General features: G+C 60.0%; 16 protein-coding genes. 6 read left to right on the forward strand and 10 right to left on the reverse strand.

Annotation, left to right across the window (positions count from 1 at the left end; genetic code table 11):
- Positions 1–62: 62 nt before the first annotated feature.
- The 7 genes from HU806_RS07520 to cbiE form a co-directional block, all read right to left on the reverse strand.
- Positions 63–452, reverse strand: a complete 390-nt coding sequence (locus HU806_RS07520; RefSeq protein ID WP_186610898.1) for a DUF2946 domain-containing protein — start codon at positions 450–452, stop codon at positions 63–65.
- A 57-nt stretch (positions 453–509) separates the two neighbouring features.
- Positions 510–989 (reverse strand): copper chaperone PCu(A)C, encoded by a 480-nt coding sequence (locus HU806_RS07525; RefSeq protein ID WP_186610795.1) that lies wholly within the window; start codon positions 987–989, stop codon positions 510–512.
- Positions 990–1,035: 46 nt separating this feature from the next.
- Positions 1,036–1,434 (reverse strand): DUF2946 domain-containing protein, encoded by a 399-nt coding sequence (locus tag HU806_RS07530; protein ID WP_186610796.1) that lies wholly within the window; start codon positions 1,432–1,434, stop codon positions 1,036–1,038.
- 296 nt (positions 1,435–1,730) lie between these two features.
- Positions 1,731–2,006: a helix-turn-helix domain-containing transcriptional regulator gene (locus tag HU806_RS26460; RefSeq protein WP_238350132.1), complete on the reverse strand. Its 276-nt coding sequence runs from the start codon at positions 2,004–2,006 to the stop codon at positions 1,731–1,733.
- A 478-nt stretch (positions 2,007–2,484) separates the two neighbouring features.
- A complete protein-coding gene (locus tag HU806_RS07540) occupies positions 2,485–3,207 on the reverse strand; it encodes a cobalt-precorrin-6A reductase (protein ID WP_186610899.1) in 723 nt (240 codons plus the stop codon).
- A gap of 11 nt (positions 3,208–3,218) precedes the next feature.
- Positions 3,219–4,316 carry a cobalt-precorrin-5B (C(1))-methyltransferase gene (locus HU806_RS07545; protein ID WP_186610797.1) on the reverse strand — a complete coding sequence of 366 codons (1,098 nt, stop codon included), beginning with the start codon at positions 4,314–4,316 and terminating at the stop codon, positions 3,219–3,221.
- Complete coding sequence (gene cbiE / locus HU806_RS07550; protein WP_186610798.1) at positions 4,309–5,520, reverse strand: precorrin-6y C5,15-methyltransferase (decarboxylating) subunit CbiE; 1,212 nt, start codon at positions 5,518–5,520, stop codon at positions 4,309–4,311. The genes HU806_RS07545 and cbiE overlap by 8 nt, the downstream gene beginning before the upstream one ends.
- A gap of 210 nt (positions 5,521–5,730) precedes the next feature.
- On the opposite strand from cbiE, the gene cobG reads away from it, so the two are divergent.
- From cobG to HU806_RS07575, 5 genes are all read left to right on the forward strand, one after another.
- Entirely contained in the window at positions 5,731–7,050 is a 1,320-nt protein-coding gene (gene cobG, locus HU806_RS07555) for a precorrin-3B synthase (RefSeq protein WP_186610799.1), read from the forward strand.
- Positions 7,043–7,669, forward strand: coding sequence for a precorrin-8X methylmutase (locus HU806_RS07560; protein ID WP_186610800.1), 627 nt, complete (start codon positions 7,043–7,045; stop codon positions 7,667–7,669). Before cobG ends, HU806_RS07560 begins: the two co-directional genes overlap by 8 nt.
- On the forward strand, positions 7,669–8,400 hold the full coding sequence (locus HU806_RS07565) for a precorrin-2 C(20)-methyltransferase (RefSeq protein WP_186610900.1): 732 nt from the start codon (positions 7,669–7,671) through the stop codon (positions 8,398–8,400). The genes HU806_RS07560 and HU806_RS07565 overlap by 1 nt, the downstream gene beginning before the upstream one ends.
- Positions 8,400–10,100: a precorrin-3B C(17)-methyltransferase gene (gene cobJ, locus HU806_RS07570; protein ID WP_186610801.1), complete on the forward strand. Its 1,701-nt coding sequence runs from the start codon at positions 8,400–8,402 to the stop codon at positions 10,098–10,100. Before HU806_RS07565 ends, cobJ begins: the two co-directional genes overlap by 1 nt.
- Positions 10,101–10,515: 415 nt before the next feature.
- Positions 10,516–17,562 (forward strand): TcdA/TcdB pore-forming domain-containing protein, encoded by a 7,047-nt coding sequence (locus tag HU806_RS07575; protein ID WP_186610802.1) that lies wholly within the window; start codon positions 10,516–10,518, stop codon positions 17,560–17,562.
- Positions 17,563–17,626: 64 nt separating this feature from the next.
- Here HU806_RS07575 and HU806_RS07580 read toward each other — a convergent pair whose 3' ends face one another.
- A complete protein-coding gene (locus HU806_RS07580; protein ID WP_238350133.1) occupies positions 17,627–18,367 on the reverse strand; it encodes a hypothetical protein in 741 nt (246 codons plus the stop codon).
- 130 nt (positions 18,368–18,497) lie between these two features.
- Here HU806_RS07580 and HU806_RS07585 point away from each other — a divergent pair, with 130 nt between their 5' ends.
- Complete coding sequence (locus HU806_RS07585; RefSeq protein WP_186610803.1) at positions 18,498–19,322, forward strand: hypothetical protein; 825 nt, start codon at positions 18,498–18,500, stop codon at positions 19,320–19,322.
- A 16-nt stretch (positions 19,323–19,338) separates the two neighbouring features.
- Here HU806_RS07585 and tspR read toward each other — a convergent pair whose 3' ends face one another.
- Together tspR and HU806_RS07595 are read right to left on the reverse strand one after the other, a co-directional pair.
- Positions 19,339–19,935: a type III secretion system genes modulator TspR gene (gene tspR / locus HU806_RS07590; RefSeq protein WP_014336378.1), complete on the reverse strand. Its 597-nt coding sequence runs from the start codon at positions 19,933–19,935 to the stop codon at positions 19,339–19,341.
- Between the two features lie 62 nt (positions 19,936–19,997).
- Positions 19,998–22,772 (reverse strand): response regulator, encoded by a 2,775-nt coding sequence (locus HU806_RS07595; protein WP_186610804.1) that lies wholly within the window; start codon positions 22,770–22,772, stop codon positions 19,998–20,000.
- Positions 22,773–22,778: the final 6 nt, after the last annotated feature.

Below are 22,778 nucleotides of genomic sequence, written 5' to 3' on the forward strand. Positions count from 1 at the left end.
GTAGACGACACGGTCGGGCAGCCTGGGCTGTCTTTTTGCGACCGGGTGAGTAAGTGTCGGGGCTACGCGACGATGGGCGGTGCGCGCGTGCGGGCACCGGGGAAGAATGCTGGCCGGGCGTGGCCCAGGCGCGGGGAGGGACCGGTATAGGTATGTGTGGGCGGCGTGTCGAAGACGGTGAAAGTATGGCCGCCAGTGAGGGCGGGGCAGTTGAACAGCAGGCTGCAATACCCGCATTTTTCCCACAGCGCATGGTGCTCGCCCTGGGGCGGGCAATGTTCGGCTGCCGGCGCTTCGTGCGCCGTCATGTCCATGCCCATCTCCATGCTCATGGACACAGGCATGGACGAAGACATGCGTTGATCCATCGGCATCGACTGGGAAACCAGCGGACCGATAAAGATCATCAGCATGGCGAACAGGCTGATCCAGCTGCCGCGGGTCAGGCTCATGGGCTGACGGCGGGGCATGGACGGCCTGGCGCGAAAGGCGTGCACGGGCGGCTACGTCTACTGCGCGTGCATGTGTGTCTTGGCGCCGTCAGGGGCTTTTTTCTGCACCTTGACGTCGACCGTGACATCCCCGGCCTGTTCGAAATGCAGGGTCATGGGGAAGCGTTTGCCGTCGCTGAGCAGGCTGCGGTCCTTCAGGTCCAGCAGCATTACGTGGTAGGCCATCGGTGCGAAGGTGATGGTCGCACCGGGAGCGATACTCACGACGGGCACCGGCTGCATCTTCATCAAGTCGTTTTGCATCACATGCTCATGAAGCTCGGCCTTGCCGGCGATGGGCGAGTCGACGCTGAGCAGTTTGTCTGCGGTGGTGCCGCTGTTGTGAATGACGAAATAGGCGGCCACGGTCGGCGCGTTGGGCGGCAACTCCTGGGACCATGGATGAGCGATCTCAAGTTCGCCCGCTTTGTACTGGTGAGCTTGGGCGAAGCCGATGGGAAGCAGCAGGGCAACCAGCAGGATAAGTCTGTTCAACATGGCAATTCTCCGGAACGATTCAGGGCGCAGTTTGATGCGGGAAGAATCAGGCCAGAGGTGAAGCGCGGGGATTGAGGCTCGGCCATTGCTGGCGCGGGGTAGGGCTGTCGAGCTTCGAATGGATGGCACTGCGATGGGCCAGCTGTGCATCCAGATACAACTGCGGGGCATGCCCGGCCAGCGCCACCAACGGCGCCGGACCTGAGCAGCACCAGCAATGTTGCATCGTCGAGTGATTGTCTTGCTGTGGCGTGCCCTGTTCGAATTTGCCCAGGGACACCGCGACCATCTTCGTGCCGCTGGACGAGCAGAAACTGCCCCACAGCAGTTGCTCGGCAGGCGAATTGGCGGCCGCACCCCCGCTGTTGGAAAGCGGCATGGCAAGCATGTTGAACAGCACTGCGAAGCAGGCGATCCAGGCAAATGCAAGCCGTTGTCGGGACATGGGGCAATCCGCTCGGTTGGGCGATCAGGTGGCCGGTATTTAGCCTGATCGGGGGGCAGAAGTAAAAAGGCCACGTGCGGTGTAGGGTCGCAGGCTTGTGAGTAACAGTAGCAAGATATTTTCAGGTGAGTGCTTTCGTGGCGAGGGAGCTTGCTCCCGCTGGGCCGGGCTGGCGCTCCAGCGCGGAGCGGCCCTAAAACCAGAAATTGCGGTGTGTCAGGAAAATAGCGTTCACCTTCTTTGGGGCTGCTGCGCAGCCCAGCGGGAGCAAGCTCCCTCGCCACGGGCATTATTGATCATTTGATCTCCAGTCGTTCCCGACCTGCGCCGGTATAAACCTGTGCTATATCGTTTGCCCGGGCGATATCGTTGAGGGCCGCTCGAATCAAGACGCCGTCACCCTTATCTTCTTCCAGGCAAGCATCAAGATAAGCCAACTTTTCCTCTGCCATTTGGAGATAGCTGGCAGCATCGAAACTTGTGAAGGCTTCATCCCGCAGAATTCGGGCGAACGCTGGATCGCTTTTGGCGCGTTCCGCAATCGTATGTTTGTAGTTTCGTGTAAGGGCCATTTATTCACCTGTGGGACCAGAGAACATGCGGGGTTTTTGTGGCGAGGGAGCTTGCTCCCGCTGGGGCGCGGAGCGGCCCTAAAATCGGACATTGCGGTGTGTCAGGAATATCGCGTCCGCTTTTTTGGGGCTGCTGCGCAGCCCAGCGGGAGCAAGCTCCCTCGCCACAGGGCGGCGGCTGTGCGCAGGTTAGTCGACCGGGGAGTCCAGCATTACCGGCGCGCCCGAAGGCGCCCTGCGCACAACCACCATCAAGTGCAGGGATGAAATACCTGACTGACGGAGCTTGTGAACCCGCTGAAAACCTCGGGCGACTAAACCCGATCACTGAAGGGCAGTGACGGGAATCAAGTTACCGAGGGCCTCCAAGGCGCACAAGCCGGCGGATTCTGGCGTAGTTGTAGGCAGCGACGCAAGGTGATGTAGCCTGCTGACGTAGTTCTGACAGGACAGGCTTGTAGGACGGTGCAGTTTTCTGTCAGATCAACTGCCGCAGCCCCTGCAACACCTCATCCACCGTCCCAAACTCCCGATCCACCCCCACCAACACCGGCCGCTTCAACACCAGAACCGGCACCCCCCGCTCCCGCGCCACGTCCAGCTTCGGTTCAGTAGCGGTGCTGCCACTGTTCTTGCTCACCAGCACATCGATCCGCCGTCGTTCGAACAGTTCTCGCTCGCCCTCGATGTGAAACGGCCCACGGGCCCCAATCACTTCGCAGCGTTCGTTACCGGGATAAACCTCCAGGGCCCGCAAGGTCCAGAATTGCTCCGGCGGAATTTCATGCAGGTGTTGCAGCGGCTCACGCCCGAGGGTGAACAGGGGACGGTGGAAGGGTTGCAGTGCTTGGATCAGTTCGGCCCAGTCGGCCACTTCGCGCCAGTCATCGCCTGCCCGGGGTTGCCAGGCCGGGCGGCGCAGGGCCCAGCAGGGGATGGCACAGATGCGGGCCGCGTGGGCGGCGTTGTGGCTGATCTGGGCGGCGTAGGGGTGGGTGGCGTCCAGCAGCAAGTCGATGCCCTCGGCGCGGATGAATTGCGCCAGCCCTTCAGCGCCGCCGTAGCCGCCGACGCGCACCTGGCAGGTCAGGTCGGTGGGGATGCGACCGATGCCTGCCAGGCTGTAGATATGCTGGGGCCCGAGCGTGCGAGCGATGGCCAGGGCTTCGGTGACACCGCCGAGCAGCAGGATGCGTTTGATTTCAAGGCTCTTCATGACAAGGCACCGGCATGGCCGACAATCCCGCCCTGGCGGTCGATGGCGAAGACTTCGACCTGGACCTGGGGCGGCACCACACTGCGCGCGAAGGCCAGGGCGTGCTCGCACACCGCGTCGCCGAGGGCGATGCCGGCAGCGCTGGCCATCGCCAGGGCCTGCTGGCTGGTGTTGGCTTCTCGGATGCCTTGCTGCAAAGCCTCATCGGCACCGATGGCCGCCGCCCATTCGGCCAGTCGTGGCAGGTCGATGCTCGAATGGCGGCTGTGCAGGTCCATGTGGCCGGCGGCGAGTTTGCTGATCTTGCCAAAGCCGCCGCAGAGGCTGAGTTTTTCCACCGGCACCTTGCGCACATGCTTGAGCACGGCGCCGACGAAATCGCCCATTTCGATCAGGGCGATTTCCGGCAGGTTGTAGACCCGGCGCATGGTGTCTTCGCTGGCATTGCCGGTGCAGGCGGCGATGTGCAGGTAGCCGTTGGTTTTCGCCACGTCGATGCCTTGGTGGATCGAGGCAATGTAGGCTGCGCAGGAAAACGGCCGGACGATGCCGCTGGTGCCGAGGATCGACAGGCCGCCGAGGATGCCCAGACGCGGGTTCATGGTTTTCAGCGCCAGGGCTTCGCCGCCCTCGACATTGACCGTGACTTCGAAACCACCGGCATAACCTCGCTCTTCGGCCAAGCGGCCCAAATGATCGCGGATCATCTGGCGTGGCACCGGGTTGATCGCCGGCTCACCGACGCCCAGCACCAACCCCGGTCGCGTCACCGTGCCAACGCCGCGCCCGGCGACGAAACACACGCCGGGCTCGGCGATCAAGCGCACCTGGGAAAACAGCAGGGCGCCGTGGGTCACGTCCGGGTCATCGCCCGCGTCCTTTATCGTCCCCGCCTCGGCGCCTTGCTCGGTCAATCGGCAGAACTCCAGGCGCATCTGCACCTGCTTGCCCTTGGGCAAGACGATTTCCACGGCGTCGGCTTCGGTGCCGCAAAGCAGCAGTCGCGCGGCTGCCAGGCTGGTCGCCGTGGCGCAGCTGCCGGTGGTCAGGCCACTGCGCAAGGGCGCGGGTTGTTCGGCGGTTTCGTCACGCATCGAGAGGTTTCGTCAGGTCCAGCAAGGTAATCGGCAAGGCTTGGCGCCAGGTGTCGAACTCGCCCAATGGCTGGGCTTGGGCGATGTGGATGCGGATCAGCTCACCGCCGTGACGTTCGCGCCAGTGCATCAGGGACATTTCGCTTTGCAGGGTCACGGCATTGGCTACCAACCGCCCGCCGGGCTTGAGCTGGGCCCAGCAAGTGTCAAGCACGCCTTCTCGGGTGACGCCGCCACCGATGAACACCGCGTCCGGACGTTCGAGGTTCTCCAGCGCCTGCGGGGCGCTGCCGCGAATCAGTTGCAGGCCCGGTACGCCGAGACTGTCGCGGTTGCGTTCGATCAAGCCTTGGCGACTTTCGTCGGCTTCGATGGCCAGGGCGCGACAACTGGGGTGGGCGCGCATCCATTCGATGCCGATGGAGCCGCTGCCGGCACCGACATCCCAAAGCAATTCACCGGGAGTCGGGGCGAGGCGGGCGAGGGTGATGGCGCGCACGTCGCGCTTGGTCAATTGGCCGTCATGCTCGAACGCGCTGTCTGGCAGACCGGCCAGGCGTGACAAGCGCTGTGCCGACGGTTCGGCCCTGCATTCGAGGGCGATCAGGTTCAGGTCGGCAACGGTTTCATCGGACCATTGCGCGGCGCAACCGTCAATCCATCGTTCTGTTGCACCGCCCAAATGCTCCAGCACCGTCATGGCGCTTGGGCCAAAGCCGCGTTCGCGCAGCAACGTTGCCACGGCGGCAGGACTGTGGCGGTCGTTGCTCAGCAGCAACAGCCGGACACCTGTGGATAAATGCCCATTGAGCGCCGCCAAGGGACGCGCCACCAGCGACAGCGTGACCACGTCCTGCAGCGGCCAGCCCATGCGTGCCGCCGCCAGCGAACAGGAGGATGGCGCGGGGATGACCAGCATCTGATCACTTGGCACCTGTTTAGCCAGGCTGGCGCCCACGCCGTAGAACATCGGATCGCCGCTGGCCAGCACACACACCGGTTCACCCTGCCGCGTCAGCAGCGGTTCCAGGGAGAACGGGCTGGGCCACAACTCCCGTTCGCCACGGATACACAGTGGCAGCAACGCCAACTGGCGAGCGCTGCCCACAATGCGCGATGCACGTAGCAATGCATGACGGGCTGTTCGGCCCAGGCCCTTGAAGCCGTCTTCACCGATGCCCACTACGGTCAGCCAGGGGGTCATCTCTGTTCCTCGAATAGATTGGGTTGATCGGCAGACTTAATGCAGCCGCGAACCGGGCCGCCATAATACCGCGCCCCGGCGGATCCGGCGTGGACCATCCGTGTGTGCCCACCACCAGCATTGCGACCAGCGTGCTTTTCATGACCTGCGGTAAAGCAGGCATAATGGCGTTCCTCGCCACTGTGGCGTTTCTTATTTGCCGGTCTTCCTTTGAACGAACGTCCATCCTCCCTCGTCGTACGCCCCTCCGGTTGTCCGGGGTTGCTGCGTGTCGTCCAGGCGCTGGACGGCGGGATCTGTCGGATCAAGCTCGATGGTGGCTGCATCCAGGCGGATCAGGCCGAAGCCGTGGCGGCGGTGGCCGAGCGGTTCGCCGGGGGCGTGATCGAGGCGACCAACCGGGCCAATCTGCAAATCCGTGGGATCGGTCCCGAGCACAACGCGCTGATCGAGCCACTGCTGGCCGCGGGGTTTGGCCCGCGCACTCCGGCTGGCGATGACGTGCGCAACCTGATGCTCAGCCCGTCGGCCGGGATTGACCGGCAGATGCTGTTCGACACCCGCCCGTTGGCCGCGCAGATCCTCGTCACCCTGCAAACTCATGAACGCTTCCATGAACTGTCGGCCAAGTTCGCCGTGCAACTGGACGGCGGAGAAGCACTGGCGATGCTCGAACATCACCACGATCTATGGCTGTCGGCACTTGTCCGCGACGGCGAGCCCTGGCTGGCCTTTGGCCTGGCCGGTACCCCGCTGGACAAGCCAGCGGGCAGGGTGCCCCTGGCCCAGGGACATGCGTTGGTGATAGCGGTGCTGGAGCTGTTTCTCGACCTGGCCCGCCCGGACCAGACGCGCATGCGCCACTTGTTGTCTGAAATCCCTGACGATGAACTCGTGACCCTATTGGCCTCTCGCGTGCCCCTGCAACCTTGCCTGGATTGGCAGCGGGAAGCGTCGATCGATGAATTGCACATCGGCATCCATACCCAGCGCAACGACCGCGTCTACGTCGGCGCGGGGGTGCCTCTTGGCCGGCTCGATGCGGCCATGCTGCGGGAGGCGGGACAGGTGGCGCGGGAGAAGGGCGACGGCAGCCTTCGCTTCACCCCGTGGCAAAGCCTGTTGCTGCCCAACGTGCGCGGTGAGGACGCCGGGGAAGTGCTGGAACGGCTAGAGGCGTTGGGCCTAGTGTGTTCGCTCGATCAGCCCCTGGCGCAGATCATCGCGTGCACCGGTTCCAGTGGCTGCGCCAAGGCCCTGGCCGACACCAAGGCCGACGCCCGCCAACTGGCCGAGCTGCTGCAAGGCCAGGGTCATGCCGTGAAGGTTCATCTGTCCGGCTGCCCGCGTTCCTGCGCGGCGGCACACATCGCGCCTGCCACCTTGCTGGCGGTCGCCCCCGGTCGTTACGACCTATATTTTCGTGATGCCACGCTGCCGGGTTTCGGCGCGCTGCAAGCACACAATCTGACAATCGAAGCGCTCGGCCACTGGCTCGACGCTCACCCCCGGAGCCCCCTTGATGCTTGATTACATCCGCGACGGTCAGGAGATCTATCGCAACTCCTTCGCGATCATTCGTGCCGAGGCCAACCTTGCGCGCATTCCGGCCGATCTGGAGAAACTTGCCGTGCGAGTGATCCACGCCTGCGGCATGGTCGAAGCCATCGACGGGCTGCAATTCTCCGACGGCGCTGGCAAGGCCGGCCGCGAAGCGCTGGCTGCTGGCGCGCCTATTCTGTGCGACGCGCGGATGGTCAGTGAAGGCGTAACCCGCGCGCGTTTGCCGGCCAATAACCCAGTGATCTGCACCCTGCGCGATGACAGCGTCCCGGAGCTTGCCCGCGAGTTGGGCAACACCCGCTCAGCCGCCGCCCTGGAGCTCTGGCGCCCACATCTGGAGGGCAGCGTCGTGGTCATCGGCAACGCGCCAACCGCGCTGTTCTACCTTTTGGAAATGCTCGATGCCGGCGCGCCGAAACCGGCGCTGATCCTCGGTTTTCCGGTGGGCTTCGTCGGTGCCGCCGAGTCCAAGGCGATGCTGGCGGCCGACAGCCGTGGCGTTCCGTTCGTGATCATGCAAGGACGGCTCGGCGGCAGTGCCATGGCCGCCGCCGCCGTCAACGCCCTCGCCACGGAGGTTGAATGATGCAGCAGCCTGGACGTCTGATCGGCCTTGGCGTGGGACCAGGTGATCCGGAACTGATTACCGTCAAGGCCTTGCGCCTGCTGCGTGAATCGCCCGTGGTGGCGTACTTTGTCGCCAAGGGCAAGAAGGGCAACGCCTTCGGCATCATCGAGGCTCATTTACAGGATGCGCAAACGTTGCTGCCGCTGGTCTACCCGGTCACCACCGAAGCGTTGCCGGCGCCGCTGTCCTACGAACAGGTGATCGCCGATTTCTACGACACCGCCGCCGAGCAGTTGGCGGTGCACCTGGATGCCGGTCGCGACGTGGCCGTGATCTGCGAGGGCGATCCGTTTTTCTACGGCTCCTACATGTACTTGCACGATCGGTTAGCCGAGCGTTATGACACCGAAGTCATTCCAGGCGTGTGTTCGATGCTGGGTGGCGCCTCGGTGCTGGGTGCGCCGCTGGTGTACCGCAACCAGAGCCTGTCGGTGTTGTCGGGTGTGCTGCCGCACGAGGATCTCAAGCGGCGACTGGCCGATGCGGATGCGGCGGTGATCATGAAACTGGGTCGCAATTTTCCCAAGGTCCGCCAGGTGCTCGAAGAACTCGGTCTGGCAGAGCGCGCGCTGTACGTCGAGCGAGCGACCATGGCCAATCAGAAAATCGTCCCGCTGGATCAAGTCGAACCGATGTCTTCGCCGTATTTCTCGCTGATCATCGTTCCTGGCGAAAGGTGGCAGGGTTGATGGCCGCCAAGGTGCCGGCCATCGTCATCCTCGGCCCGGGCAGCCTGGCGACGGCCCGACGGATTCAGCAGCGCTATCCCGACGCCTTGATCCACGGCCTCGCCGGCCGAGTCGAGGGTGATCGGCAATACCTCGAGTTTGGTGCGACGTTGCGCGAACTCTACCAACAGGACACGCCGATCATCGCCCTGTGCGCGGCGGGCATTGTCATCCGTACCCTGGCGCCGCTGTTGCTGGAAAAAGGCGCCGAACCGCCGGTGCTCGCGGTGGCCGAGGATGGCAGCGCCGTGGTGCCACTGTTGGGCGGCCTGGGTGGTGTGAATGGGATGGCCCGGGACATCGCGGCAACGCTGCACGTCGCGCCAGCGATCACCACCAGCGGCGAATTGCGTTTCGGCACGTGCCTGCTCAATCCGCCAAGCGGCTATAGCCTCGGCGACCTGGAACAGGGCAAGCGCTTCGTGTCCGATCTCCTCGCCGGTGAAACGGTGCGGGTCGAAGGCGTGGCGCCTTGGCTGGATCAGGCGCAGTTGCCTCAGGACGCGCAGGCGCGGCTGGCGATCCGTATCGACAGTGCCGCTGGAGCACCGGCAGCGGACGAGCTGCGCATCTATCCGCGCAATGTCGTGATCGCGGTGAGTGCTGGCGCGACGGATATATTGAACCTCAGCGTGCAAGCGCTGGCCCAGGCCGGTCTCGCGCCCCAGTCGCTGGCATGCCTGTTGGCCGCGGACAGCGATATGCCGCGCTCTGAATTGCAGCAGGCCGCTTCGACCTTGGGCGTGTCGCTGCGCTTTGTCGCGGCCAACGCAAACGTGGCGCAGTGGCTGGGCGATGCCATGGGCCAGCCGGTATCCCTTCAGGTCTTGGACGGCGTAGCCATCGCCGTGGCCGAGCAACCCGTCGACCCGCAACGAATCGGCCGCCCGCGCGGTCGTCTGGCAGTGATCGGTCTTGGTCCTGGCGCGGCCGAGCTGATGGTGCCGGCCGTGCGCGCCGAGCTGGATCGCGCTACGGACGTGCTGGGCTATGAAACCTATGTGCGTATGGCCGGGCCTTTCCGGGCCGATCAGGTGCAGCATTGCACCGACAATCGCGAAGAGATGCAGCGCGCCCGACATGCCTTCGAACTGGCCGCCGAGGGGCGATCCGTGGTGGTGGTGTCGTCGGGCGACCCAGGCGTTTTCGCCATGGCGGCCGCGGTGCTCGAGGCCTTGCACGAGTCCAGCGATACGCGCTGGCATAGCGTGGACCTGCAAATCCTGCCAGGCGTCTCGGCCTCTCTGGCCACCGCCGCCCAGGCCGGCGCGCCGCTGGGGCATGATTTCTGCGTAATGTCGCTGTCGGACAACCTCAAGCCTTGGTCGATCATCGAGAAGCGCCTGGACCTGGCGGCCCAGGCCGACCTGGCCCTGGCGTTCTACAACCCGATCTCGCGTTCCCGACCATGGCAGCTGGGGCGCGCTTTGGAGATCGTCGCGCAACATCGCACGCCGCAAACCCCCGTCGTCCTGGGACGTGATATCGGGCGGCCGGGCCAGACCTTGCGTGTCACGACCCTGGGGCAACTAACCCCGGATCAGGTGGATATGCGCACCATGGTGCTCGTTGGCTCATCCACGACCTGCGTGTTTCCTCGCGCCGAAGGTGGCGACTGGGTATACACCCCTCGCTGGTACGGCAACCAACCGGCGGGATGAAAGCCGGGCGGTCCGTTCGGGCCGCCCTTAATGAAGTGTTCATTGTTTTATCTCATGTGTTTTTCTACTTGTGCGCTGAGTGGCGGAAAATAGTGAGTCTTGATTTTAGTTAGTGGCTCCGACCCGCATGATGTTTTTGGCTGGGTACTGGCGTCGTAGTTTTATTTTGAATAGGTATCGCGTGTCTTGTTGGTTGAGCGAGTCTCGGCGGCGCGTTATGTTTGGTTGCGGTTCTCAGGTGTTTTAGCTGATTGGCGTGTTCTGGCGTTTTTCGGCCTGAATTGCATCATTCGGCTTGGTTTGTTTTTTTATCTTTCTTATCGATAGACTCGTCGGCGTGTCGAGATACCCCTGTGCACAGGAAGTGCCTGCTGTTGTCGAATCTGGTCGTAACAATAAATGGAATTATTGTGTTATGAATGAGTTTGTCGCTTTAAGTCAGTATGTCGAGTTTAGTAAATTATTAAGTCAGGAAGATCTGCAAGGATTGCTGTTGCCTTATAAAAATTCTGAACACTATCTGGCTGCGCTCCGATATCACGCCAGTTGTATCGAGGCTCAGGACAGCCCTCGTATGCTGACGCCCCTGGCATTGCTGAAGCGCACGCTTGACTTGTTTCAAGCGAATAGCAGACGCCGCCGCGCTCCCAATTTACGGGTGGGCCCCGGCAGCGCCGGAGGGCTGGCGGGGGCTCAAAGCAAGATAGAAGACTACGAAGCGCGCCTGCAGCATAGTCTCGAACTTCTGAAGCAACCTGCCACCGAAGTGCCAAAGAAATTGCACTTCGTCTGGCTGGGCGGAGGTTTGGGAGACATCCAATTGGATTACCTTCGCCTCTGGAAAAAAACAATGCCCGACTTCTCTGTGAATGTCTGGCATGACCCGGACGGGTTATTGGTGCATGAAACCAATCGGATCATTGTCGAGGCGGCCAAAGCGGATGCGTGGCTCAGCGAAGAACACGCTGTTACATCAGCCAATGATCTGGCTGATCTCTATGAAGCGCGAGTAACGGCATTAAAACGCCAGATGTTCATGCATGTCGAACAGGCGCTTGAACAAGGTAAAAGTGCCGATGAGGCGCGTATCGATCTATTGGTTCGTGGCTATGGTCGCGACGAAACAGTCCTGCATGCGCTGAAAAAGAACAATGCTCAGATCATGGGCAATCTCAAAGAAGAAAGTATCCAACTTCGCGATGTTCGAAAGCTTCTGACATTTTCTCGATTGGAGAATTTTTATAACCGTGAAATGTCCTTGCGCGGTAATCTCGCGGCCGCGTCGGACATTGCGCGGCTGGTGCTGGTGCATGGCGAGGGTGGGACCTACAGCGACATGGATTTCTTGCCGCCACTGGCCAGTGACCTGGCAGGTATCGATGTCAATCAATGGATGCCTGCAGCGCGGCAGGGTGTGTTGCAGTTGCTGTTGAACAATAATCCCCACTGGATGCCGGGTCGCGGGGCATTGCTCAATCGATACAAGGACTACACCACGCTTATACCCGCGGAGCATCTCGAAGCGTTGGAACGATTCGCAAAAAGTGCCCCGTCGTTGGAGAAGGTATTTGTGCCGTTTACGCAGGACAGCGCTCCGGCCGACAGTTTGCGATTGGCGGAAATTGAGGGGGAAGAATCCAATGCGCTGATTGTCACCCATCCCGGATCGGCGACATGCGAAGCCATCATCCAGCGCTTGCAGACTCACTATCAGGCGTTGCTGGCGGTCGAGCGAGAAGCCGGAAAGCGCAATATCGAATTTTTTCAGGCCGATCCCATTTTCGAGCTCACGGTCGAAGTGCTCAAGGATGAATTCAATATCGTCAGGAATGAAGCCAACACGGGTGACGACCCAGCCATGAACTTAAGCCTCGGGATCAGTGATTACTTCAGCGATGGCATTCGTCCGAAGACTAAGGGTTCGATATTCCTGACGGGGCCGGGCGCTGTGCGAGCGGGTCTGCTGGAATATGCCCGCAGGTATTCCACGCCAAAAGTGGCTGAGCAGGTGCGCAAAGCCATTCGATTGAGCACCGGTTTCAACAACGCTACGGAGGAGGAAAAAGATCATTCATGGATGGAGAACGCTGAAAGCAACGACACCTGGTTCGCGGCTGAAAAGGCTCGCTGGACCGAGGGGCGGATGCGAGCACGCTATGCAGCGGACATAACAGAATTGCTCAAGTGGCGAAGCATCGATTTCCAGAAGGGCTGGCCGGTGATTGAAGGACGCCATGTGCTGTCCACCGATTTGTTGCAGCAACTGGCCGATAAACTCGGTGAGCCCTTCATGACGGCCATGAACCTTGGCCATACCGGTACAGTGACCTTCGACAGGGTCATTCCCCTGGGGTTTGATGACCGCCAGTCGATCGTTGCCCAAAGCGCCAGTGCAATACCGCCAGCATCGTTGAGCGATTCACAGACGCAACCATTGACTGTCTCGCAAGTTCTGCACCAACTCGCCGAAGGTCACCTTGATGTCTCTCGGTTGAGCCCCTTGCAACGTCTGCACCTGGGGGCCTTGATCGGGGCAAAGGCGTTGGATAATCGCAGCTTCGAGGCGGTTCGCCCGCAATTGGACAACTTGATCAATGGTTTCAGGAAACCTGGAACGGTCAACGACTACGCGACCATCGAGCGCGCATTGTTCGCTCATCAAGCGCCGGCATTCGTGGCGGGGTTGGCCAGCATGGCGGACGTTCTTCCCAGGCAGGACGAAACCGCACTGAGCCTGAAAAAAATAAGCCTTGAACAACCGTTGACGTTACGTCAATGGGGCCAGCATGCCGCCCGTATCCAGCAGGCAGCGCTGCACGAGTATCGGGTCCGTGTCGTCATGCGGCTGAACGATATTCTGTCAGCGACCGACCCCGACAAGTTCAGGTCGGTACCGCAGGATCTGTTGCTCCAGGGGCCGGGCGATCGGGTGGCCGGACGGTGTTATCCGTTGTCCCTGGCGATGGCGGCAGCCTTTTCGAAGGGGCCGGGGGCGGTTAAAACCCTGTGCGATCGGTTCGACTTGGCGATTGTCGAGCATGACACCCCTGATTCAGCGGTTTTCCTGCAAAGTGTGGAATCGATGCGTGACATGCGGGTTGGCGACGTAGGGAGCGCGCTGGCACGCGCTGACCTGAAGAGCATCGTAGCAATCCTGCTGAATAAGCCAGTCGCTACGCTGATGCTCAATTCCGATAACCATGCCATGCTGGTCGCCAAGACGTCTGAGGGCAAAAGCAGTGCCTATCATTTCTACGATCCGAATTTTGGAGTGTTCGAGTTCCAAAGCTCCGCAGATTTCGCCGAGGCGCTGGAGGCGTTTTTCGTCAAGCAAGGAATGGCCGGCCAATATGCCGCCTATGGTGATGCGGCTCGTCCCTCCTTCGACTTGATCGAGCTGGACGGCGCGCGCGTGACACGGGAGGTGTTACCCAATGCCGTGAGGGTTTCGGAACTGTTGCAACCCGACGCATTGCCTGGACAGCCGCAACGTTCGGTCAGGCAACGCGTTGCCAGTGCCAGAGGGCAATCACTGCAAGACAACCCGCGGCTGGGTAGTTGCCTGCTGACGCTGGATGGTCACTGGTGGGCGCAACAGATCGCCGAAACGACTGCTCACCTGCAGCAGATCAATAAGCTCAAGCCCGAACTCGCCCCGTTGTTCGATACCGTGGAGGTCATGTCGGACGGGACATACCGGATGAGCATGATCGATCCCGCCGATTCTGAGCACCCCATCCAGATCCAAACGAACGACCCTCGTGCTTTGCGAATAAAGACCTACCTCACTGAACGTTTTTCAACGTTGGCCAACCACCCTACCGTTTTGAACGATCCCACGGCGGTGGGCAGCGTTCACACCTTGAACGCCGGTTTCGCCATACAAGCCTTGATGAACGCGTTGAGGGGGCGGGAAGGGGACGGTCGCACGCTTTCCTGGGCGGTGCGATTGCATGCCTATGTCAACTACGCGCAGTTAGCACATGGCAACGTGGCCGACATCGTCGAGCTGGTCGGTCTGATCCGCAAAGCGTTGGCGCAAGAGAAGCTTATTGCCAGCACCGTCGCGCCAGTGGTCAAGGCCTCCGTGGGCACCACCGCGAGCGAAGCGACTGGAGGGCTCTTGCAGTTAGCGAATGTTGGGTTCGATATCTATCAACTAGCGAATGCAGACAGTGAAGTTGAACGTGCCCAGTTCGGTACCCAATTGGCTTTCGACTCGGCCGGGCTGGCGTTGTCGGGGGCGGCGTTGGGAGCCTCTGTGGTCGGCGCCGCGACAGCCGGGGCGATGCTGGGCGGCGCTTCGGTGATACTGGGAGGGCTGGCGGTTGGGGTGGCGGCACTGGCCCAAGGGTTCGCCACCATTGCCGAAGAAGCCAAGCAAGTCGGGCTGTTTTTCGATGAGGTGGAGCACGCCCATCTTCACCCCTTCAAGTTCAGTGCTGACTCGAACGCTTGGCTGCCGCGCCCCTCACTGATCGTCCAGACGGTGGACTTGGCTAGAGGAGTGCTGGTGCTGGACAGTCCTAAGTTGTATCCACAGCGTGACCACCTTGGGGTACCGACGTTGGAATGGGATTACGAGCGTGCGATCAATATTCGTGAGGGGCTGAGACTGCCACGTCAGGTCGGATTCGCACCTCCCGTCGGCCAGGGCATCGTTTTGCCCTGCACGCCACAGACTTGTTATTTATATGAATACAAGGCTCTGCCCGGCGCTACGACACGCAATGACAAAGGTTTCGACACGGGGCGACGTCTGGAAGAAAACACTGCCGGTAAATGGCTGTTTGATTTCTGGGGTCCGTGGGAATACATAGTCCATCGCCTATTCAATCCTGACTTTCGGCCAACGCGGATCGATGTGGTACTCGATGACAAGGCTCGTTCATTGGTTGTGCCAGTACTGCCTGCAAACTGGCATGGCCTGGTCTCTTATCAGATCCAGGGGGCAGGCAAGCAATGCGCGGTGCTGCTCAATCCCGGCGCGAGCGTTACTTTCGATACGGTGCGACCGTTGAACTCGAGTTGGGTACTGGATGCCCCTGGAGCGAAGGAAAGCGATATTCGGTTCGAGTCTTCCGGGGACAAAATCTCCATGGGTGAAATTGAGGTTTCCTTCACTGGAACAGGACAACACGGGGTTCTGATCCGGATCGGCACTGAGCAGCTATTTCAAGTGGATTGGAGCACTCGTCAGCTCAATGTTGTCGAGGACGTGGTGCCATCGGGACTGGATCAACAGGTATTGCGGGAACATCTCAAGGCCCTGAACCAACAGCATCGCCTGATGGCGTCCTATACGCCGGTACATGGTTATCTGGTTCCATTCGAAGACCCGAAAGAAAACCGACGCGTCACCGCCTGGTACGATGCAAAAGAGGACCGTTTTCTCTACATCCGTGACGAAATCGTAGGCGATGAGCCGACGTCTCTGGGGGCGGTAGTGGATGGTTATGCCTGGTTCTACGATCCGAAAGACTTAAGGATCTGGCAGGTCGATGCCACCACCGGAGTGCTGAGCCGGCACTATTGGCTGTGGGGTTCACTGACTGTGGACGCGGTAATCAAAAGTGTCGAGGCAGACGCGCAGGGAATCATCCATGTCGTACAGCACATCACTCGCAAGGGCGGGGTCCACGATGAGCTGGCCTATGTGATTTACGATGAGCAACTGCTGCTGACTTCAGTCATCCGAGACCTCGACACTGGGTTGGAAACGCTCCTGAACGCCAGCCAGCACTTGAGCGAATGGTCAAAAGTGCTCCCCGATGGCTACGTCTATGCGCCATCCTTCGGCAACGAGCACACCTACGAGACCGTCACTTGGCAACCGGCTCCCTTTGTAACCGTCTGTTGGAAGCCAGATGAAGCGTACCGGGACATGGCCTGGGTACGTCGCGACGACAATCTGATCATTCGTCCCGCCCCAAGACCCAAGCATCACCGTGGTTGGCCTGACTCCATAAAACATATGACCGGGCTGAGGTTGTTGGCGCAAGCAGGCAAAGGCGATGCGTTTGTCATTTATGACGAAACTTACAAGACAGTGTGCCGCAGGCAGCGAACTGTCGTGGACGGCAAAGGACAGTGGACCAACCGGTGGATGCAGACCGGGAACGTAAAGGAGGTTTTTGTCGCCCACCATGGATACGTGACCGCGACTTTCGATGACTTGTTCTTTAACCTGACCAGCGAAGGAGCCTTGGTGCTGGGCGGCGTGAACAACCAGTGGTTCAAGAATCAAGAGCAGAAGTCTTGGTGGCCGGCGTTGGAACCATTGGCCCGGCGGCATTCCATTGAACGCTTTGCTCTTATGGGCTTGACCGATTCCAGCGGTAAAACCAGCTTGTACGCCTGGTATATCAACAACCGGCTGTTGCTGGTGGAGTCGAGGCAGGCAACGGAAGTCCGCCTGCTGGGCGTAACGCCGGATGGCGAAGCTGCCTGGTTATTCGACGTTGAGAGGGGTGAGGTATTGCGCCAGTCCCTCATCGACCAGAAACAGGCAGGGGACGCGTTCGGGCAAGGTTCGCGATTGCTACAGGCTGATGTATTGCTCGTGGCGGAGCGTGAGTGGGCCCCCTGGCAGTTTATCGGGCTGGTGGCCGATGGGCCGGGACTGCGCGGCGTCACCTATGAAGGGCTGGTGGTCAGACTGCGCGATCACGAGCCGGCAATGATCACTGGCGTCACCCATGAATGGGTAGTCGCCCAGGGCGGTCATGAACAGGAGGCACTTGAGCGGCTGGCCAGCTCCCCGTCTCACAGCGCGCTGCTGACGGTGGAGGAGCTCGACAACCTGACGTGGTTCGTCGCCCGGACCCGGCAGGTCATCCGAGTGCCGAAGGCGGCCTTCCCGCCCGCATATGAAGTGCTGGGAACCCAGCGGCAGGACAATGTATTACTTCGCGAAAGCAAGAAAGGGACATTGCTGACTTTTCCGCGGCAGGGGCAAGCTGGGCCGCTCAACTATGCCCAGCGCAAAGGCGAGGTAATGGTCGTCGAGAGCCAGGGAACCATCCTCGATGATCTCCTGGCAGTGATGCCTGACGATGTCACCACCCTGGTCTTGCGCGTGGGTCAGGGTGCGGTGACTTACCGATTATCGAAATCGGTCTGGCGGCGGCTTGAGTCAGTCATTCTCGACTGTCGACATTCGCTGGGCGACGTGGCAACAACGCCCGGCAAGGTAATCTGGGAGCTCGAAGAGCCCGACCTATTGTTGTTGAGCCAAGTCGATGAGCATTTGGTGATCATTGACCCGAACAGCGGATGCAGTGTGGTCTGTCGTGAAGTGTTTGCCACTGATGTCAACTTACGTGGTGAGGTCGTGCTCGACTTCGGCGGGAACCGACACTATGCCGTTTCGACGCTCGTAGCGCGGTTAGGCGCTTTGCCGGACATTCAGAGCATTACTACGCTGGAGGAACTTTTGGAGTTGTCGCTGGAAATAATGTGAGTTGATTGTTCTGCACGTCGGAAGAAAATAAAAGGGTTGCAGCTGCGACCCTTTTATTTGTGCGTCAGATGAGGCGGTTTTTTCGCAAGTCAAAGCGTTTCATGAGTTGCCCAGCCGACTTCTGTTTAAGATAAGCTCTGACTCGATCCATTTCGTTCCGGTCAAGCCTCATGTATGCCTTGTGCTGGATGATCGTTGCGGAGTGTTCTTCCAGATTCCAGAATAAAAAACTGCTTTTTCTTTTGCTTACCCTCAGCTCAAGCTTATAAAAGGCAATATGGAGGTTGCCATCCGAGTCGTAGCGCGCCGGGACAATCTGGAATGACTCACCTTGTCGGCTTTCTGAATCGAACGAGAGCATGGCCGGGTTGTTGGATTTCATTGCATCCAACGTATCGATCATCGCATTGGCCTGTCGGAAATCCTTCATGGCGTCGGCGCTTTCCACCAGGAAGTCCGCTACCGAATTTGCAACGATATGTCGTGTACTTGTAAAGGTTGAGTCTCGATACAGCGACCACCCCATGTATCTCATGGTGTAGATGTAGTATTCAAACCAGTTTTTTTGATCGCTGTAACGATCGTGTTCGATGTCGGCGGATAGAGTCGCGAGGTGGTTGGAGATAGCTATGTCATCGTGCTCCTGGGGTAAAAGTTCCCCTATGTATGAAAACATATTCAGGCCTGTTACCAGTCCGCTTAAGGGTGGGTTGTCCATAAAAATAATTCCGTTATTGGTTGAGTCTGCATCAATACAGTAACGCTGGCGATCTTCAAGAAAGTTTGGCGGTTTATTGGTTTCCAAGTGTTTGGGTCGCGCCGTGGGGGTGGGGCTGCTACATATGCTGTATCTAGTTTTGTTTGTTGAATCGGGTTCGGTAATTTAGATTGTGCTTGGCCGCAGGAGCGGTCGTTTATTTAACTAAGGAAGTATTATGGAACTTTTTGAAAGTGAACTAAGTATCGAACACAGTGTTGAATTGATCGCTGCGCGTATCGATAGGCGCAAGGCCGAGGTTTCTGTCAGCCGGCGTATGCGCAGGTCGGTCATGCAGTCGGTGCAGGACAATCCAACGAAGGAAATGGACGCGCTGATGCTAGGCGATGCACTGGTAGGCTACGGCAATAACATGTCGCTCAATAACATGGCGATCATGGAGAACATCATGACCATGTCGATCATGGAGGCCAACGAGCTTGTACCAGGCGGCAAAAACACCCATGCGTGGTACGTGGAATTCATCAAATGCTTGTATGAGCTCGGATGTTTCATCTCGGATGATGGTTACTCGCGTTATACCGAGAGCTCTCTGCAGGTGGACATGGACTTGGTGATCAAGGATATCGTCAAAGGGATCATCGACGGCGTGAAAGCGAGCGCTCCAGCGGCGTCGGTGCTGGGCACGGTGGTCAGCACCACGATCGACGGTTTGAAACAGGACGAGGGAGCCCTCAATCTGTTCAGCACCCAAGCCCTGTCGGCCGATGGCGCACGGTTGTCTGTCATCCCTTGCGAGCAATTGTCCAACGGTATCCTGATCGCCTCCTCCAGTTCGATCAGACAGACCGGCACTTCAAGTAACGGAGGTGTTCTTTTCGTGAACTGGCGTGCTTCGGCGCGGGAGATTTTCCGTGGCAAGTCGTACGTGACCTTTAATCCGGCGAATTATGAGCGCTTCAGGCAGCTAATTGAAGAATATCTGGGCGAACATCGCCAGGAGGTTCTGAGCAAACGGTTCAGCCGTCGCAAACGGGCCTGAATCACCACGGCCGAGCTTATGGCACCAGATAGCCTCTCACTCCCGTAAAGATAATCTGCGCTGCCAGGGCGCAGACAAACAGCCCCATCAACCGGCTGACAATCTGCAAGCCCTGGTCGCCCAGAATCCGCTCGATGCGGCTGGACAGGTAAAGCACCACGCCCACGGTGAAACTCGCCAAAGCGATGCTGATGATGGCCATGAGTTTGTCGTCCCAGTGCGGCTGGCTCACGCCCATCACCAGCAGGGCACCGATGGTGCCAGGGCCGACGGTCAAGGGGATGGTCAGCGGGACGATGGTTACGTCCTGCTGGACATTGTCGGTCTGAACCGCCGACTTGCCCTGGGCCATGCCCAGCGCCGAAATGAACAACACGCTGCCGGCGCCTATGCGGAACGCATCCACGGTGATGCCGAACACGCTGAAAATCACCCTGCCAAACAAGTACAGCAATACGCTCGAGACCAGCGTCGCGGTCGCGACCTTCCAGGCCAGGCGACGTTGTTCCTTGCGCGAGTAGCCTCGAGTCAAGCCGATAAAACACGACAGTACGAAGAAGGGGCTGTAGAGCACCAACATTTTCAGGTAAACGCTGAACAGCACATGGAGCATGGTCAAGGCTCAGTACGAAGGAAGACGACGGGAGTCTATCAGGCGCTTCGGCGTCTGTCGGCTCAAGACGTTTGCGCCGTATGGTTCTGCTGGTCGCGCTGGGCCACCCAGTGTTCGATCAGCTCGCGCAGCTGCGACAGCTCCACCGGCTTGGCCATGTGTCCGTCCATTCCGGCTTGGCGGGCGCGCTCCTTGTGTTCGGCCAGGATGTGAGCGGTCAGCGCGACCACCGGGGTACGTGTCCGCTGGTTTCCCATTTCCCACGCCCGCAGTTGCTGGGTGGCGGAAAAACCGTCGAGGATTGGCATCTCGCAATCCATCAGGACCAGGTCGTAGCGGTGCTCCTTCATGGCCTTGAGCGCTTCTTCGCCATTGCTGGCAGTGTCGGGCTGCAGGTTGAGCTTGCCGAGCATGCCGCGGATGACTTTGGTGGAAATACTGTTGTCTTCGGCCACCAGGATGCGGAAGTCGCTGGGTACCTTTACCGTAACGGGAGGGCCGGCATTGACCGGGATGTTCGGCGCCTGGCCTTTGTTGCGCTGGTTCAGCTCGTCCGCCAGGGTGGTCTTGAGTGTATAGCCGGCCACCGGTTTGGCGAGGATGCGCTTGACCCCACTGTTGCGCGCCAAAACCTTGCTCGGGGCGTTGCTGATGCCGGTCAGCATGATCAGCAGGATGTCGTGGTTCAGGCTCGGGTCTTCCTTGATCTTGGCAGCCAATTGCATGCCAGTCATGCCAGGCATGTTCTGGTCCAGCAACACCACGTCGAAATAATCTCGCAGGTGAGCCTTGGTACGCAGCAGCGCCAGGGCTTCCTTTCCCGAGGGAACCGCGCTGACACTCAGGCCCCAGGCACTGCATTGCTGGACCAGCACCTTGCGGCAGGTATCGTTGTCATCGACGACCAACACACGTGCCCCTTGCAGCGGGCCGTCGAGATCGGAGGTCGGGTGCTCAAGGCGATCCGGGTCCAGCGGCAAGGTCAGCCATAAGGTACTGCCCTGGCTGCTGCCGCTCTTGATGCCGAATTCGCCATGCATCAGCATGATCAACTGGCGCGCGATGATCAGGCCCAGGTTGCCACCTAGCCGCGTGGCCGAGAGGACATTCTTGCTGTGCAGTTCGGCGTGCATCAGCATGTCGCGCTCCTCGGCGTCCATGGGCGATCCGCTGTCCTGCACCGCGATGCGCAGGCGTGGCTTATCGCTGCGCTCGTCGAGGGCGACGACGATCAATACCTCGCCCTCATCGGTTTTCTTCAAGGCATTTTCCAGCAGGCTCAGCAGCGCCTGGCGCAGCCGTGTCGGATCGCCGCTGATCACCCGCGGTACCTGGGGCTGGATGAAACTGATCAGCTCGACATTTTGCTGTTCGGCTTTGGCGCGGAAGATAGTCAGGCAGTCCTCGATCAGTGCGTTGAGGTCAAACTGCACATCGTCCAATTCGATCTGCCCCGACTCGAGACGGGAAATGTCGAGGATTTCGTTGATCAGGGTGAGCAGTTCATTGCCGGCGCTATGGATCGTCTGTACGTAATCGCGTTGCTTGACCGATAGCGGCGTGCCTAGCAGCAGTTCCGTCATGCCCAGCACGCCGTTCATCGGCGTGCGGATCTCGTGGCTGATCTTGGCCAGGAATTCAGCCTTGGCGTTGATCTCGGCGTTACTTGCCGCCAGGTCGCGGCTGATGCTGAAGCGACTCTCGTTTATCGATCGCTGTCGCTCGCCCAACGCGACGCTCATCAGCAGGCCGCTGATGCAGATGATCACCAGCAGCGTGACGATCAGTCCCTGGGGGGCGACTTCCGTCAATCCTTGCAGAGCCGGGAGAATGATCAGCGTGCCCAGGTTGAACACCACCATGGCGGCGACAAACAGCCGTGCCGGGCGATAGCCCTTCTGCCAATGCCAGGCGCTGACAAACAGCATGCTCAAACCGGCCAAGGCCACCAGTGCATAGGTCATGATATTGAGCGGCAGCGTGTTGACGAACAGCAGCAACAGGCTGCACAGCATGATGAAGACAATTTCGCCCAGCAACAGCCGGTTCAGCGGATGCGATCCCAGCGGCGCGAAATAGCGATAGGCGAACATCAAGCCGCAGGGTGCTGTCAGCAACAGGGCCAGGTAAGCGCCTGGCGTCTGGATCGCCGGCCAGTTTGGCAGCCAGGCGCCGGCCAGGTTCAGCAGCAGGACCAGGCTGAGCATCAGCAGTCCTTCACAGGCCGCCAACCACAGGCAACTACGTGACCGGGTGTAGGCGTAGCGGGTGAGGTTGTGCAGGATCAGCATGGCGATGCAGCCGAATAGCAGCCCATATATCAACGTCTGGTTCTGGTCGGCTGCCGCCATGACGGCCGGTTGCAGGGTGACGTAGGGGCGCAGTTCGTAACGGGATGCCAGCCTCAGGTAGACGTCGAGGGGTTTATCGCTGCGAGGCAGTGCAAGTATGAAATCGCTGCTGGGCACGGGTTGTTCGGAGCTTGGCAGCGCATTGCCGTTGATCTGTTGGTCAACCAGGGCATCGCCGTCCAGCACGTAGAGATTCAGGCGCGACAGGTCAGGCGCAAAAATGCGCAGTATCTGCTCATGCTTGTCGGGAGCCAGTCGGAAACGCAGCCACAGGGCTCCACCCGGCTCGGCTGCCTTGAGGTGGTCCAGGTCAATGGGGCTGAATTGATTGGTATAGCGGGCTGAGCGGATGTCGCTCAGTTTCAGATCGCCCTGTTCGTCGAGCAATATCGCCCAGCCACTGCCGGGCGCGGCCAGGGCCGGGAGCACGCAGAGCAGCGTCAGCAGGGTAACGGTCAAGCCTATGGCAATCCTGAGCCAGCGCACGGCGAA

Origin of the sequence: Pseudomonas sp. SWRI154 (assembly GCF_014268645.1) — a bacterium.
In the GTDB taxonomy this organism is placed as follows: domain Bacteria; phylum Pseudomonadota; class Gammaproteobacteria; order Pseudomonadales; family Pseudomonadaceae; genus Aquipseudomonas; species Aquipseudomonas marvdashtae.

Coding starts and splice junctions, on each gene's coding strand:
- HU806_RS07525 (WP_186610795.1), bottom strand. CDS start 989: ATGTTGAACAGACTTATCCTGCTGGTTGCCCTGCTGCTTCCCATCGGC.
- HU806_RS07560 (WP_186610800.1), top strand. CDS start 7,043: ATGCTTGATTACATCCGCGACGGTCAGGAGATCTATCGCAACTCCTTC.
- HU806_RS07585 (WP_186610803.1), top strand. CDS start 18,498: ATGGAACTTTTTGAAAGTGAACTAAGTATCGAACACAGTGTTGAATTG.
- HU806_RS07545 (WP_186610797.1), bottom strand. CDS start 4,316: ATGCGTGACGAAACCGCCGAACAACCCGCGCCCTTGCGCAGTGGCCTG.
- cobJ (WP_186610801.1), top strand. CDS start 8,400: ATGGCCGCCAAGGTGCCGGCCATCGTCATCCTCGGCCCGGGCAGCCTG.
- HU806_RS26460 (WP_238350132.1), bottom strand. CDS start 2,006: ATGGCCCTTACACGAAACTACAAACATACGATTGCGGAACGCGCCAAA.
- tspR (WP_014336378.1), bottom strand. CDS start 19,935: ATGCTCCATGTGCTGTTCAGCGTTTACCTGAAAATGTTGGTGCTCTAC.
- HU806_RS07575 (WP_186610802.1), top strand. CDS start 10,516: ATGAATGAGTTTGTCGCTTTAAGTCAGTATGTCGAGTTTAGTAAATTA.
- HU806_RS07530 (WP_186610796.1), bottom strand. CDS start 1,434: ATGTCCCGACAACGGCTTGCATTTGCCTGGATCGCCTGCTTCGCAGTG.
- HU806_RS07565 (WP_186610900.1), top strand. CDS start 7,669: ATGCAGCAGCCTGGACGTCTGATCGGCCTTGGCGTGGGACCAGGTGAT.
- HU806_RS07520 (WP_186610898.1), bottom strand. CDS start 452: ATGAGCCTGACCCGCGGCAGCTGGATCAGCCTGTTCGCCATGCTGATG.
- cbiE (WP_186610798.1), bottom strand. CDS start 5,520: ATGACCCCCTGGCTGACCGTAGTGGGCATCGGTGAAGACGGCTTCAAG.